Source organism: Bacillus sp. DB-2 (assembly GCF_003315125.1).
Taxonomy (GTDB): Bacteria; Bacillota; Bacilli; order Bacillales; family Bacillaceae_G; genus Bacillus_A; species Bacillus_A mycoides.
Map to the genome: position 1 here is coordinate 303816 of NZ_QNRN01000002.1, position 14537 is coordinate 318352.

The 14537-nt window shown below is 36.5% G+C and carries 13 protein-coding genes and 3 pseudogenes; 3 read left to right on the top strand and 13 right to left on the bottom strand.

The window, feature by feature from the left end:
• Positions 1-128 precede the first annotated feature (128 nt).
• Entirely contained in the window at positions 129-890 is a 762-nt protein-coding gene (locus DET63_RS04520) for an MBL fold metallo-hydrolase (protein WP_113935988.1), read from the top strand.
• A gap of 918 nt (positions 891-1808) precedes the next feature.
• On the opposite strand, the gene DET63_RS04525 is transcribed toward DET63_RS04520, so the two are convergent.
• The 3 genes from DET63_RS04525 to DET63_RS04535 all read right to left on the bottom strand — a co-directional run bounded on the left by DET63_RS04525 (position 1809) and on the right by DET63_RS04535 (position 5232).
• A complete protein-coding gene (locus tag DET63_RS04525; protein ID WP_113935989.1) occupies positions 1809-2747 on the bottom strand; it encodes an alpha/beta hydrolase in 939 nt (312 codons plus the stop codon).
• A 51-nt stretch (positions 2748-2798) separates the two neighbouring features.
• Complete coding sequence (locus DET63_RS04530; protein WP_088293829.1) at positions 2799-3872, bottom strand: LLM class flavin-dependent oxidoreductase; 1074 nt, start codon at positions 3870-3872, stop codon at positions 2799-2801.
• Positions 3873-3972: 100 nt separating this feature from the next.
• The gene (locus tag DET63_RS04535; RefSeq protein ID WP_113935990.1) at positions 3973-5232 is read right to left on the bottom strand and encodes an MFS transporter; all 1260 of its coding nucleotides are present in this window, start codon (positions 5230-5232) and stop codon (positions 3973-3975) included.
• Between the two features lie 276 nt (positions 5233-5508).
• Here DET63_RS04535 and DET63_RS04540 point away from each other — a divergent pair, with 276 nt between their 5' ends.
• On the top strand, positions 5509-6090 hold the full coding sequence (locus tag DET63_RS04540) for a TetR/AcrR family transcriptional regulator (RefSeq protein WP_061689662.1): 582 nt from the start codon (positions 5509-5511) through the stop codon (positions 6088-6090).
• A 353-nt stretch (positions 6091-6443) separates the two neighbouring features.
• Here DET63_RS04540 and DET63_RS30130 read toward each other — a convergent pair whose 3' ends face one another.
• The 7 genes and pseudogenes from DET63_RS30130 to DET63_RS04570 form a co-directional block, all read right to left on the bottom strand.
• Positions 6444-6602: a hypothetical protein gene (locus DET63_RS30130; protein ID WP_002137521.1), complete on the bottom strand. Its 159-nt coding sequence runs from the start codon at positions 6600-6602 to the stop codon at positions 6444-6446.
• Positions 6603-7055: 453 nt separating this feature from the next.
• Positions 7056-7601 carry a hypothetical protein gene (locus DET63_RS04545; RefSeq protein WP_002066412.1) on the bottom strand — a complete coding sequence of 182 codons (546 nt, stop codon included), beginning with the start codon at positions 7599-7601 and terminating at the stop codon, positions 7056-7058.
• 4 nt (positions 7602-7605) lie between these two features.
• The gene (locus DET63_RS04550) at positions 7606-8205 is read right to left on the bottom strand and encodes a TetR/AcrR family transcriptional regulator (protein WP_113935991.1); all 600 of its coding nucleotides are present in this window, start codon (positions 8203-8205) and stop codon (positions 7606-7608) included.
• Positions 8206-8501: 296 nt separating this feature from the next.
• Complete coding sequence (locus tag DET63_RS04555; RefSeq protein ID WP_002066409.1) at positions 8502-9134, bottom strand: LysE family translocator; 633 nt, start codon at positions 9132-9134, stop codon at positions 8502-8504.
• A 192-nt stretch (positions 9135-9326) separates the two neighbouring features.
• A pseudogene (locus DET63_RS04560) lies at positions 9327-9585 on the bottom strand (DUF3963 domain-containing protein).
• A 167-nt stretch (positions 9586-9752) separates the two neighbouring features.
• Positions 9753-10262 carry a phage tail protein gene (locus DET63_RS04565; RefSeq protein ID WP_113935992.1) on the bottom strand — a complete coding sequence of 170 codons (510 nt, stop codon included), beginning with the start codon at positions 10260-10262 and terminating at the stop codon, positions 9753-9755.
• Complete coding sequence (locus DET63_RS04570) at positions 10249-10728, bottom strand: GyrI-like domain-containing protein (RefSeq protein WP_016091906.1); 480 nt, start codon at positions 10726-10728, stop codon at positions 10249-10251. Before DET63_RS04570 ends, DET63_RS04565 begins: the two co-directional genes overlap by 14 nt.
• 110 nt (positions 10729-10838) lie before the next feature.
• On the opposite strand from DET63_RS04570, the gene DET63_RS04575 reads away from it, so the two are divergent.
• Entirely contained in the window at positions 10839-11801 is a 963-nt protein-coding gene (locus DET63_RS04575; protein WP_113935993.1) for a helix-turn-helix transcriptional regulator, read from the top strand.
• A 281-nt stretch (positions 11802-12082) separates the two neighbouring features.
• On the opposite strand, the gene DET63_RS04580 is transcribed toward DET63_RS04575, so the two are convergent.
• The 3 genes and pseudogenes from DET63_RS04580 to DET63_RS30895 all read right to left on the bottom strand — a co-directional run.
• The gene (locus tag DET63_RS04580; RefSeq protein WP_002087587.1) at positions 12083-13402 is read right to left on the bottom strand and encodes an aromatic amino acid transport family protein; all 1320 of its coding nucleotides are present in this window, start codon (positions 13400-13402) and stop codon (positions 12083-12085) included.
• Positions 13403-13549: 147 nt separating this feature from the next.
• Positions 13550-13703, bottom strand: a pseudogene (locus tag DET63_RS30530) (L-serine ammonia-lyase, iron-sulfur-dependent, subunit alpha); the annotation flags it as partial.
• Positions 13704-14310: 607 nt separating this feature from the next.
• Positions 14311-14506: pseudogene (locus tag DET63_RS30895) on the bottom strand (PRK06770 family protein); the annotation flags it as partial.
• Positions 14507-14537: the final 31 nt, after the last annotated feature.

Genomic DNA, 14537 nt, shown 5'->3' on the forward strand with positions numbered 1-14537 from the left:
AAACATGTTGGGTCTTTCAAAATTCAAGTCAAACTACAAAAACACTTGATTTTATCTATGTAAATATATATTGCAAGTGTTATAGAATATACGTAAGTTACTAAACAAAAATAAAAGGAAGTGTAAATATGAAGATCACACAAATTAGGAATGCAACGATCGTTGTAGAATATGCAGGAAAAAAGTTTTTAATAGATCCAATGTTAGCTGAGAAAGGTACTTACTCACCTTTTCCAAATTCACCAAGACAAGATCAAAATAATCCTTTAGTTAGCTTACCAGTATCCGTTGAAAATATTATTAATAATATAGATGCTGTCATTTTGACTCATTTGCATTTAGATCACTTTGATGAGGCAGCTCAAAGAATATTGCCAAAAGATATAAAAATGTTTATACAAAATGAAGAGGATGCTACAGAAGTTAGAAACGCCGGTTTTCAAAATGTGGAGGCTTTACAAGAGGATACAGTCTTTGAGAATATCCAATTAATCAAAACAAAAGGCGAACACGGAAGAGGAGAAATTTTAAAACTTACTGGTTTAGTGTGTGGCTTTGTCTTCAAGCACTCAACTGAGCAATCATTGTATGTAGCTGGGGATACAGTATGGTACGACGCTGTCCAAGAAGTGATTGATACACATAAACCAGAAATCATTGTAGTAAATGCTGGAGATAACCAATTCTTTGAAGGTGGTTCTCTTGTCATGGGGAAAGATGATGTTTATGAAGTGTATAAGGCTGCTCCCAACGCAAAAATTATTGCTGTTCATATGGAAGCTATAAACCATTGGGCATTGTCTAGAGAAGAATTAAAGAGCTTTATTCATGAAAAAGGAATCACGTCTAATGTGTTAATACCAGACGATGGTGAATCTTACACGTTTTAGGTAAAGAAACACACAGCAATCTTAGCTAAACATGAGATCCGTAAAGGGTCTCATTAATTATTTTAAAAGCCGATTATTCTGAAGTGCACCCCGATTGTTAGACACAGTCTAACAATCGGGGTGCACTTCAACGGTACTCTAAGAGAATAATTGGCTTTTTACTGTTAAGTTGTTTGTAGTGATCGTAGGAAGTCTAATGATGCAATTTCTTTTATACTAAATCGGTATTTTCCTAGAATATTAATGTGTTCCCATTCTAATGGAGGAATATATTTCAATAATTCTTCATTAAGATGGGAATTAAATAACTCAACTTTCGCACCTATAAAATAAGCGGGAAGATTTAGCTATATTGAATTTAGAGTCTATCAATTGTGTACTGTACAACTTGAGTAAAATGAAAAACACCTCGATCCTTGGTATAGTGAGATTACCTAGAAATCACTACCACAGAAGAGGTGCCTTAACTACAATAGCTCAAAATAACCAATGTCATCAACTACCAAAAGAACTTAATTCTATTTTTTCCGAGCTTGAAATGAAGATCCAGCTAAGGATGCAGTCTATCGCTTCTTATAAACGGTGCCAATGTTCAATTGGCGCCCTTTCCTGCTGCTGTTTAGTATGAATGCGATTAAAAAAGTAACTCGACTTACGAAAAAAACGCTCCAAAGTGTTGATTGTGCTTATCATCGTAACTGCAGTAAAAAGTTGAATTGCTAGCACACTATTTTGAAATCTTGGTTAACTATTCCAACTTTGAAGTATTTCCTGTTTTTAATCAATGAGTAAGGGGCAAAATTCAAAGTATATGGTGGCACTATTTGTACTTTGTCCTGTAATCTTTGCTCATCGAATAAACCTAGAGCTATCACTCATGCCTTCAGTTGAACACCCCGATGACTGAACTAAGATAAGTTATGGATGAAGCGCCCGTGCCATCGCATCAAAATAATTCTGACTGGCACGCTGACTCACTTCGGCTTCAGGCACAAGTACTTCAAAGCAATGGAAGCAGCCGGGGTAGAGATGAAATTCAACATCTACTCCTGCTTGTGCAAGTCGTGTTACATATTCAATAGTTTCATCTCGAAATAAATCGAGTTGACCTACACATGTATAAGTTGGCGGTAGCCCTGCTAAGTTTTCTGCTCTCGAAGGTACGGCATAGGGAGATAGTTCGTTGGAATCTTTCTCCTTGCCCAAGTACATACTCCAAGCCGTCAAATTGTTTGATCTATTCCATGTTGCGTGGTCTTCTGTAATCTCATAGCTTGATGGTGTTATGTTGTGGCTATCAAGCATCGGATACAGCGGCATCTGGAATATAATAGATGGACCTCCTTTATCCCGAGCCATTAACGCAAGCGCTGCTGTTAGTCCACCGCCTCCACTTGCACCGGCGATCGCAACTCGATTCACATCAATGCCCAGCGAGTCTGCCTCATTTGTCATCCAAACCAAGCCTGCATAACAATCTTCAATAGCCGCTGGATAAGGATGTTCGGGCGCAAGTCGATAATCGACAGACACAACAACGCATTCAGCAGTCTGAACAAAGCGTTCACACAAAACATCGTCCATATCAGGGTGGCCTATTACGTATCCACCACCGTGAATCCACAGCATAGCTGGAAGTTTATCAAGATTTTTCTCAACGGGTTCGTAAATTTTAACTAACATCTCGCCGGCTGCGCCAGGAATCATTCGCTTGGTCATGTTTACAAGCTCTGATTTTTCCAAATGTGGATTCGACAAGAGACTTCGACTCGCCTCTAAATCCTCCTCTAATTGAAAGCCTGGAAATTGTGAGAAAGCCTGTTTTAATTCTGGTAATACTCGACTGTCAATTTTCATATAAATTCCTCCAGTTAAATAATGAAACCTGATGTAATCCTTATGGAATAATTAACGGAATAGATGTGTCTCCTGTTCTCCTTCAGCTTCCCATTTGGCAATTTCCTCTCTTACACGAGGAGCAACTTCTGTTCCAAGCAATTCTATGGCACGCATGACTTGATCATGTGGCATGGTACTTAATGGTACATACATCATAAAGCGTGTAATCCCTACATGCTTACGAAGATGAATGATTTTTTCGGCGACTGTATCTGGATCACCAACATACAACGCCCCTTCAAAACTTCGTGCAGCATCAAAGCTGGAACGATCATAATAAGGCCATCCCCGCTCTTTACCAAGTTTATTCATGCCTGCCTGAGTGGAAGGGAAAAATGTATCTGCTGCCGATTCCGTATTCTCTCCAACAAATCCAATTGAATGAGATCCCACCTGAAGCTTTGATACATCATGACCAGCGTGAGCCGCTGCTTTCTTATATAGCTGTACAATTCGTGCAAAGTGCATTGGGCTACCACCAATAATCGCCAGCATAAGTGGTAATCCCAGAAAACCAGCACGGATAGCAGATTCCTGATTCCCACCACTACCAACCCATATCGGTAAAGGATTTTGAACAGGTCTTGGATACACACCTAAATTATTGATTGCTGGTCTATGTCCGCCTTCCCAAGTCACTTTTTCGGACTGACGTATTTTGAGCAGTAGGTCCAAATGTTCTTCAAACAGTTCTTCATAGTCTTTCAAGTTATAGCCAAACAATGGAAAAGATTCGATAAAGGAACCACGACCCGCCATAATCTCTGCGCGTCCATTTGAAATGCCATCCAGTGTAGAAAAATCCTGAAAAACGCGCACAGGATCAGCTGAAGAAAGCACAGTTACTGCACTCGCGAGCCGTATCTTTTTCGTTTGTGGTGCCGCGGCTGATAGAACCATCGCTGGAGAGGATGCTGCATAATCCTTCCTATGGTGCTCACCAACACCAAACACATCAAGTCCTACTTGATCAGCAAGAACGATTTCTTCAACAACTTCACGTAATCGCTGTGCGTGACTTATCACTTCACCACTATGTACATCTGGTTTCGTTTCTACAAAAGACGTAATACCTATTTCCATTTGTTATCTCTCCTAGTCCAATTAGATTTTAAGTCAAAAAAATTAAACATTTCCTTTATGGTAGTAACGTGTTTCTCATATTGGCTAACACACGTTTATTTCATGAAATCTTAACTCGTCTGGTCATAGCCCAAAAAAGAAGAGCGAAAGCACTGACAGAGGCTCCAAGTAAGGAAACCCCTCCCCAGCCAAAGTGTGCGTATATTTGAGTCGAAGCAATTGAACCACCAGCACTGCCGATAGAATAAAACACCATATATCCAGCAGTAAGTCGACTCCGTGCTTCTGTATGCAATGGAAGGATCATGGTTTGATTCGTGACATGTATTGCCTGTACGGCCAAATCAAGTAGAACTATCCCTATCACTAATGCGATTAATGACTGCTCTATATAACTGATGAACAACCATGAAATCAATAATAGAGCTAAAGCAATACCTGTCGTTCGTTGTCCGTAACCTTGATCGGCCAATTTCCCTGCCCGTGCCGCAGCTAAGGCTCCAGCCACACCTACAAGACCGAATGCGCCAATTGCACTATGAGATAGAGCAATTGGAGGTGTACTAAGTGGCAGTACTAGTGAAGTCCACAAAATGCTGAAATCAGCAAAAATCAGCATGGCTAGAATGGAGCGAACGCGTAACGTTCGTTCTTGAATAAACAAAGCAAGCACCGATCTAATCAACTGAGGGTAAGATAGCGATTTTACCTCGCGCTCAACATTGGGCAACATCTTTATAAACATAAAAACCATCAAAAGCATGAGCGCAGCAGAAAATAGATATACAGAACGCCATCCCGCAACATCTGTTAATATACCAGCAAAAGTACGTGCAAGAAGTATGCCAATAACAATCCCACTTGTTACAATGCCAACGACACGTCCTCTTTCTGTAGGGGAAGCGATGGTCGCTGCAAACGCCACGAGAGTCTGTGTCACAACTGCAAGCAGACCCACCAAAGCCATACCTGCGAAAAGTACCATGCTGGAGGAAGCAGTACCAACTATAACCAGAGCTGTTGTAGATAATAGCATCTGACCGACAATTAGACGTCGCTGGTTTAGCAAATCTCCAAGCGGTACGAGTAGCAGTAAGCCCACTCCATAAAAAATTTGTGTAACGGTAATAACAATACCAATAATGGAATGGTTAATACTAAACTCATTAGATAGTTGATCAAGCAACGGCTGTGCAAAGTAAATATTGGCAACAGACATTCCACAGGCAGTCGCAAACAATAATGCCAAAGCGTGAGACATGGATGGCTGTTGATTCAAATTAGGTTTTGTTATGGAAGATTTATGACTTATCTTAGTGTAGAGTGGATCATCTTCTATATTTGTCTCTGTTTTAAACATACCTTAACCTCCAATCACATTAGATTTTTGATCATAACGTACCGTTCAGTACAATATGATTACTGGTAAATATAACTTAGCCTTATTCATGATGTCAACGATTTTTTTGCACTAAAGTTAATATTGCATTAAATGAATGGAGCTTGATTTGACAGGAAGAATGGCTAATTATATAATAATTACATACTGTTTGGTAATAAAAACAACAATTGTAATTACCTACACACCTATCCTAAAACAATTAATAAAATCAAAGTTTGAGGAGGAGAATTCTTAATGGCAAGAACTCGTGAATTTGATGAGGATCAAGTTTTAGATGCAGCAATGCAGTTATTTTGGGAGAAGGGATATGAGGCTACCTCATTAAGTGATCTTACTTCTAGAATGGGCATTCAACGCCCTAGTATTTATTCGACTTTTGGAGATAAGAAAGAATTGTTTGAAGCCGCACTTCGCAGGTATACAATGTCTCGGGCCTCTGATATACGAAATAGGCTTCAAAGTCACTCCTCTGTAAAAGAGGCATTTTCTATTTTCTTTGCCGATGTCGTCAATGAAGAATACGCAGGGGATCTTAGTAAAGGTTGTTTTTGTATCAATACAATGGTTGAACTAGCACCTCATGATGAGAGATTTGAAATTTTGACCAGAGAACATCAAATGTACCTCGCCGTCATTTTTCAGGAGACGATCGAACGAGGAATCCAATCAGGTGAGCTGGAAGCCAACACAGATGCAAAGTCTTTGGCACAGGCACTGATTGTATCGTTAATCGGTCTAACGGTTATGATGAAATCTCGCCCCCAACGTTCCTTTGTCGACAATGTAATAGCAGCGACGCTCACATTACTTAAGTGACATAATTGTATTTAACAGTACGAAAACCATACCTTTATAGGGGTAACGTCAAATCTCCATCAAGCTACAATTTTATAGTACCCCCAGAACGAAATTTTGTGCTAACTTGTAACAAAAATGCTCATTTTTTCATTTCGGGGTAATTCTGAATTTTTAAGTTGATGGGTATGGGGGAGCACCACATGCCCATCAACTCAAAATCTCATACCACCTCCAGAACGAAAATTTTATGCATGTTGCTCGTATTTATTGTTGGGGGATAAATCGTTCTTTAAGCTTGATGGCGATTTGGTGCTATCCCTAAAACATCTGGACTGTAATAGCCAATTAAAAAAATGCAAACAAAAAGACCTTTAATCAGTCGTTTTGTTTGCATTTCCTTTTTCTAAAACCACAGAAAAGATAAGTACTATAGTTAACACCATAATAAACCCTACTTCACTTCCATCACTTACAAAAAATGAATACAAAGTATAAATTAAAATTAATATTCCATAAATAACTTTGTGCAATGAACTCCCCTCTTTTTGCCGTATATATTTTAGTGTAAAAATTTAATGCAAGCCCTATATTAAAATGAAAATAAAAAGCACCTGTGATATACACAAAGTGCTGTTCTCTTGTCAATTTATCTATTTTCTTTTTATAACTCAAATTTCTTCGAATCGTACTTTTCTAGGGTTTGTTACAATTCATTTTGTTCATATGGAATATGTTTATCTGTCTGTACATCTTCAACATTTTCTCCACCTGTTAATAATCTCCTGTACTTAAAAGAGTGCCCTGTTAATACTGTTGTAATCATTTTGTATTATCGCTATTAAGCTAAGAAAATACAGCTATCCCCAGAACGAGATTTTGTGCTAATTTGTAACAAAAAAGCTCATTTTTTCGTTTTGGGGCTGATTTGTTTTCTTAAGTTGATGGGCATGCGGCAATGGCCCATATAACAACAATTAGTTAAATTAATATTTTATTCGTTGTTTTATTTCTTTAAAACGATCATGTATTAATTTCTTGATATCCGGGTGATCTTTATATAAGGTAACGGTATACATGATGGAAGATGCAAGAATAGTAGACCATATTAACCAATCTCCAGCATGAGAAAGAACTTTAATTATTTCACTCGTAAACTGTTCCTGTCCCGCTTGAAATGTCGATACGAGCGAGTTAAGATTGAACAACAATAAAATAACACTCCTGCCCAAAAGCATAATAATCCATCCGATAATATACGTATAGCCTCCAACACTACATAATTGATTATTATGATGAAAAACTTTCACCCTCTTAGCTTGCCAATAACCAACTATCGCTCCTAATATAAGCAAGCTAATTAATTCAATTGTAATAATATAGTCCAATCTATTTGGAAGACCCATATAAGTTCTGATTATAGCCATGATTGGTATACCAAGAAGATCGAAGCTATCTACTTTCTTCGGGATAAGCTGCCTAATAATCAATACAATAACGACTACAAGAATAATAATGAAAACTTTATTCATGCGATTAATCCCTCTTTTTTTCTTTTAAATAATACTCAATAAGTTGATTTACTTTTTCTTCTGGATATGATTCTGGTGTTTGAAGGACATGAATTACTAGCCCATCAATAAATCCGTACAGTATCTCTAATTCAAATTCTCTATTGTGACCTGGTGTGACGTATCCTAGATCCCTCATTAAATCTAGAATTATTCCCATAAGATACCTCGTATGGTCATCCATTTTCTTCCGAAGTTCAATAAGTTCTGGAGAACTAAAGGATATACCCAGAAATGTAATCCAAACCTTCCCTTCCAACATTTCTTCTTTATTAGAAGGAATAATAAATTTCATTAATCTTCTAAGTGCTTCTTCTTTCGTTCCCTTAAATTCACTTGTACGAGTGTTTGCCCGTCCTTCCATTCGATTCAATACTAAATTCATTGCATAATGAATTAATTCATTTTTAGACGAAAAATGATGCTGAACAAGTCCAACCGAAATGTTTGCCTCGTCAGCGATTTGCTGTATGGAAGCTTTATCAATACCTTTTTCTAATATTACACGCCAAGTAGCGGTGGCTATCTCATTCTTCCTTTGTATTTGATCAACAATTTTAGGCACTCATATCCTCCTCCCTTTTTATAATACGATCATATTATAAAAAAAGTACCTAAAATAATATGATCATATTATTTTAGGTTTCACATTGCTCTCAAGCTAACAAAACAAAATTCCCCTATAATAAAAAATACGGTATTCCTACCGTATCCTCTAAAAAAAGAAACAGCATCTACTAGCATTTTTGAAAAAACGTTAGGTAAAAGTAAGAACATACAGTAGCTGGCTTTATTTTTAATATCATTCTTATTCCCCTTACAATCGTTCCAAAAAGATAGTAACTTTCCCCAAGAAGACTCTTACTGTCGACGTTCAAAAGCAAGACGTACAGCAAGACCTGTCAAGACGCTTGCCATAAGCCAACGCTGCACTCGCAGCCACGTTGGGCGTGTGCCAAACCATTTGGCAACTCTACTTGCTGTAAATACAATTAGGAGGTTGACTATAAAGCTAACCGTTATTTGTGTAAAGCCCAGAACTGCACCTTGTAGAAGCAACGATCCTTTCTCAGGATCTTCAAATTGAGGTAGAAGTGACACATACAAAATAGCAATCTTAGGATTCAGCAGATTCGTCATAAGTCCCATTAAAAATAATTTCCGTGGCGGCTCAATAGCAATAGTACGAGGTTCCATAATAGATGTAGCACCAGGCTTAATCGAATTCCATGCGAGCCAGAGTAAGTAAGCAGCACCTGCCCACTTAACTGCTTCATAGAGAGACGGAACAGCTAGGAAAAGGGCTGTAAGTCCGAACATTGTTGCGATTATATAAATTATGAAGCCAAGCATGATACCCAAAAGAGAAATGAATCCTGCCATACGCCCCTGCGTAATCGAGCGAGAAATGAGATAAATCATGTTAGGCCCAGGTGAACAAACCATACTAAGTGAAACAATTGCAAAAGCTAGCAAAGTGCTAAAACTGACCATGAATCTTCCACCCCTTTATCTTACATAAATTTCTTATCGTCCATTTTATCATGATTGAGGAGAAAAAAGATTAATGTATGCCTATTCATATAAGGTTAACATAGCCTATTATTATCGGGGTTCACTGTATTTAGAAGACTATGAAAAGTCCTCCATTTTTTAAAACTGGGGGACTTTCTTGATCACAAGGCTTTAAAAGTAACCTATCCATAGTGATATTAAAGTTACTACTAACAAGGCAAGAAGAAATGTGATATTTCGAATTCACTTTTGTATATCATCAAAATACCGTTCTATAAATGCAACGTTGATATTAAAACATGAGAAATACAACAAAGAAGGTAAAGTTACCAAATTTATCATTCAATTTTTCATTAGTAAATGTACTTACATGAAGGAACAGTAAAGCAAAAGTTACTAAGAATAGCTCAAATAGCCTTTTTTTGCTCACGCCACCACCACCCTACAGTAATTTCCTTTCGTTTTATTTTATCTGAACGTAGTGTGTAGCAAACTGTAAATATTATTTACTTATGTAAAAAAAGGCTAACAATTCAAGATCGTTAGCCTTAATCGCACCTTTTAAAAAATAACTCAATATAACAAATGAATGATTCTTCAACTTACACTATATTCTCCTTTTATCACAAAAAACGAACCTCGAATTGTTCCAGCAAGTTTAGACTTCTGTCTAGCAAACTTAAACTTCTCTACTAACTCCGTTGGTATCTCCATTCCCTCTGAAAGCTTAAATCCAACAGCCCGCTTCTTCGGATTATCCAATGTATACATGACGTTGACTGCAAGACCATCCTCGTAGAAGACGTACGCAAATTTAATATTTTCCACTTGAAAACGTGATGTTTCTAAAGGTTTTGCCGCAAACTCAATATCACGTTCTTCTTTCAAAATGCGGTTCACATAATCAAGAGTCTTCTCGCTTTCACTAGCTGATACAACCGTAAATTCATGCTTGTATTTATTCATAAAGTAACGTGCTTCATGGGCACGTAAACCCGCAAGTGCTTCTGCTACAGGTGAAGACTCCATGCCAGCTGTAGTTACGTTTTTAAAATCAACTATATTGGACAATTCCATCTCTCCTTTTAACACTTTACTTCCTAACAACTGGAATCCATATTTCACCAAATACTAAGCCATTTCGCTGCCCCATCTCAACTGTTGTATTTGGCCCACCAACATAGGCAAAATCTTTTACTTCTGCTAATGCTTGACCAAATGCAATACCAGTAAGCTTATTACTTAGCTCCTCAGCTGTATTGCCTTCCCCTTTAACTACTAGGTATTCTCCCCTCGGAAACTGGATAACTCTAGATTCTTCTTGTATCGTTGCCTCTGTCATGACACCAGCGTAATACATCATCTTGTTATTCACCGCTTCACTCACAGAAAAAATGTAATCATTTGTAGCTAAAGCTTTTAAAGTGTCCAACCTTCCATCTTGTTCGACGGCCAGCCAAAAGTCTGCCTTTTCCTTGTTTATGCCCGCAAAGTCTGTATAGTGGCTCTTAAGTTCAGTTCCAATACCTAACACGATAAAGCTATCTTTTTCTTCTATTGTATAATTTTTCATATTTAAAACCTTCCTCACTTTTAAATTAATCAAACGATTTATCTTTTCACTTGATGAGTTTATAATATCTTTAAATCATGTCAAAAAATGATACTGTTTAGGAGACCAACATGAAAAAAGTTGAACGGATTAATACGATCATGCGCTATATTAACAACCGCTCCCACTTTACAATTTCTGAAATCATACGAGAATTTAACATCTCACGATCGACAGCTATTAGAGACATTAGAGAAATTGAAGCCATGGGGATGCCGCTCGTCGCTGAAGTTGGCAGGGATGGAGGATATTTTGTCATGCATAACTCTATCCTGCCCGTTGTTCGCTTTACTGATAATGAGGTCAAAGCTCTTTTTATTGCCTTTATGGCCACAAGAAATCAACAACTTCCCTATTTAAAAAGTCGTCAGTCTTTAGCTGAAAAACTACTAGGACTCATCTCAGAAATCCAGCAGGATGATCTTGTTCTTTTAAATCAAATCTTGCTTTTTGAAGGGACTAACCCTCATAATCCTGACCTACTTGAGCTTTCTGACCTCCCCCATCCTATGTTAGAAAAACTCATCCAAATCCTTCTTTTAGATAGCCATTTATTGATTACCTTAAAAGAAGAGGAGGAAACCAAGTCTTATCCAATTTATCTACTGCACCTTTATCAAGAAAAAAGCCATTGGATAATTGAAGGCTTTGACATAAAAGAAGAAAAAAAGAAGATGTTTCTTGTCGATCATCTCATTAATGTCGAACCCTATACGCCGAAAAATAGATTAAGTAAGAAAAAAATTTCAGAAAAACTAGGTAAGAAGGACGAAGCAATCAACCTTGTACTTGAACTTGGTCCAAAAGCGATTACCCAGTTCAAAAAATACCATCCTATAAAAATTTCTATTTCCTATACAAATCCTTACCAATCCACAGCCATTCTAAAAACTTTTATCAATGTTAACAATCTCGATGAATTGATAGAAATAACAAATTGGCTACTTTTCCTAGGTAAAGATATCAAAATCAGGGAAGTTCCTGAAGAAGTGTTAGAAGGTTTAAAAGAGAGATTATGCTTATACTGCCCATAAGCAGTGACCCGTTACACCTAAAATAATATTGAGTTTGACTAGATGCCAGTTACCCCTATTTTCAAGCAAATAGAGAAAATATTTTATTTACTACCGCTGCTTTAAACGCTCTTCTAGTCATAACGCGAACGCAAAAAAGACATGAACTAATCTTTGTTCATGTCTTTTTATATTAGAGTTTAACCTTCGTTAAAATTCGAGTGTGGATTTATCTTATCCATAAGATCTTTCATTCTTTTTTCATATTCCACTATTTTTGAACTAAAACCAACAATAGTGACTTAGAATAATGACTTAATACTTGCTAAAACAGTAAGTACACCTACAACAATAACAAATACATTGCTCATTTTCCCTTTGTATTTAGCTAGTACTGGTACTTTACTAATCGCATACATCGGTAATAGACATAAAATAGCAGCAACTAATGGACCGCTCAGAGAATCAATAATTCCAAGAATACTTGGATTTGTATAAGCGACAAACCAGCATGTTAATACAACAAAAGTAAGGATCATTGTCTTAATTGTTTTTTCTTCAATAACTTTTCCACGTGTTTTACCGAACTTCATAATCACGTCACGCATTACCTCAAATGCTCCTATATAATGGCCAAGGAAAGACTTTGTAATAGCCACAAAAGCAATGATTGGAGCTGCAATAGTGATTACAGGCGAATTAAGCTCATTAGCAAGATATGAAAGGATTGATAAGTTTTGCTCTTTTGCCATTTTTAAATCCTCTGGAGTCAAACTCAGTGTACTACTCCAAACGAAGAACATAACTACAACGAATGTCATGATATAACAAACTTTTTGTATTTGTGCACATTTAGCATCAGTAGCTTCTATTCCATACGTAGCCTTCTGTTTCACAACAAATGATGAAATCATAGGTGAATGATTAAATGAGAATACGATGATTGGTAAAATCATTAATATCGTTCCAAAATATCCTGTTCCTGTTGAAGCAGTAGAAACACTTGAAAAGCTAAGCATTGACGTATTCCACTGTGGAATTAAAGATATTGCGATGAAAAGTAGAGAAGCTATGAAAGGATATACGAGCATACTCATGATTTTCACAGTAATATCTTGACCAAAATTTAGTATAGCAATAAGGCCGAGCACTAATACAAGAGATAAAATGGCCCTTGGAGGCTCCGGCATGTGCAATTGATGCACGATAAAACTACTTGCGGTATTTGTAAGCGCAACCGAATACATCAATACGATTGTATAAATTGAGCCGAAATATACGATGTTAAAAATGATACTTGCCTTATTTCCGAAATACTCTCTTATTGTGCCTGTAATCCCCTCATCAGCAGAATTAGAAGTGTAAATCATTTTAGCAAGTGCCCTATGTGAGTAATACATAACTGGATATGCAAGCAATGTAATTAGTAGTAATGATAATAAACCACCTGAACCTGCATTAATCGGTAAAAAGAGCACCCCTGCTCCAATTGCTGTTCCAAAAAGGCTCAATGCCCAGGTAGTATCTTGTTTATGCCACTTTTTAGGATCTAGATATTTCTCATTTTTCACTGCAGTATTTTCAGCTTGAAATTCTATTTTTTTTGCAGTATTCCCATTCATATAATAAATCCCCCTTGTATCCTATTTTTACGTCTCTTTTTAGGCTTAAGAATATAGACCATTCTTAAAAAATGAACCGCTTACTTGATGCACCATATTGTAAACGATTCCACCTAAAGCTGTCTCTCTTAATGTGCGAGGCATTTATCCTCCAACCCTATACTTACCATTGATGATATTGTTTACACCAGCTAATACGATATCCGCTGCTGCTAAACTATTTTGAAGAAATCCCCCTTCTGGTCACACACCTTTCTGTAATTAATCGTTTCAGTCTGTCCAATTTTAAAATGTTTGATATTTTCTTCGTAGGTAATCGGTTACCTCTCGACGCCCTCATTATAACGTTTATATTTGCGAGTCTAATATTTTTTTATTTTTAGAAAGACAGAATAAACAGAATTATGAATAGATAATAAATTACAATTGGTATGTAGCAATTGTGTCTATTTTTTGAAGCTGTATTAGTTAATAGAAAAATAAACATAATACAGAGTTCCTTTCGTTAACACATTGATTATATTAGGAACTCGTTATAAAGATACTTATATTTCCCTTTGCTTTCACATCTTATCTTTGACATGAAGCTGTTGTAATAAATAATACACATTGATGTAAAGGAATAAATTTAGAAAACATAAAATTATTCCCATGAATTTTTATTACATATAACGAATTAATATTCATTTTTCAGAAAAGAAGAACTTTTACAAAGGAGCCTACGCACCTTATATAATGGTTATCATGTTAAGCCTGTTAAAAGAATTACACCATAAGTTTCCATTTACTATATGTAATATTTATTAAGTGTATTTTTTTCTAAATATGCATAATTACATATTTAGAAAAGGAGAGTATACTTTCGAATTGTGTAGTAAAGATATAGCCCACCTACGGAAATAGGTGGGCTTTTCATGTATAAAAATTGCATTTATTATATGGCAATTAGAATTGAGGTCAAAATATTATCTCTTCCCTTTTAACTCTCTCAGTCTGCTTTTTCTCAACGTCTGATCCTACTTACGTACCAACTACGCAACCAGTAAAAATACCAATAACTATAGCATTAACTAAGATTGATGTGATTTTAATCCACTTTTCCAAACATATATATTATTTCAGAAGATTTAGTTGC

Bases quoted from the DNA above. Each gene is read 5' to 3' on its own strand.
- DET63_RS04535 (WP_113935990.1), bottom strand. From the start codon at position 5,232: ATGTTTAAAACAGAGACAAATATAGAAGATGATCCACTCTACACTAAG.
- DET63_RS04570 (WP_016091906.1), bottom strand. From the start codon at position 10,728: ATGAAAAATTATACAATAGAAGAAAAAGATAGCTTTATCGTGTTAGGT.
- DET63_RS04575 (WP_113935993.1), top strand. From the start codon at position 10,839: ATGAAAAAAGTTGAACGGATTAATACGATCATGCGCTATATTAACAAC.
- DET63_RS04555 (WP_002066409.1), bottom strand. From the start codon at position 9,134: ATGGTCAGTTTTAGCACTTTGCTAGCTTTTGCAATTGTTTCACTTAGT.
- DET63_RS04580 (WP_002087587.1), bottom strand. From the start codon at position 13,402: ATGAATGGGAATACTGCAAAAAAAATAGAATTTCAAGCTGAAAATACT.
- DET63_RS04525 (WP_113935989.1), bottom strand. From the start codon at position 2,747: ATGAAAATTGACAGTCGAGTATTACCAGAATTAAAACAGGCTTTCTCA.
- DET63_RS04545 (WP_002066412.1), bottom strand. From the start codon at position 7,601: ATGAATAAAGTTTTCATTATTATTCTTGTAGTCGTTATTGTATTGATT.
- DET63_RS04520 (WP_113935988.1), top strand. From the start codon at position 129: ATGAAGATCACACAAATTAGGAATGCAACGATCGTTGTAGAATATGCA.
- DET63_RS04540 (WP_061689662.1), top strand. From the start codon at position 5,509: ATGGCAAGAACTCGTGAATTTGATGAGGATCAAGTTTTAGATGCAGCA.
- DET63_RS04530 (WP_088293829.1), bottom strand. From the start codon at position 3,872: ATGGAAATAGGTATTACGTCTTTTGTAGAAACGAAACCAGATGTACAT.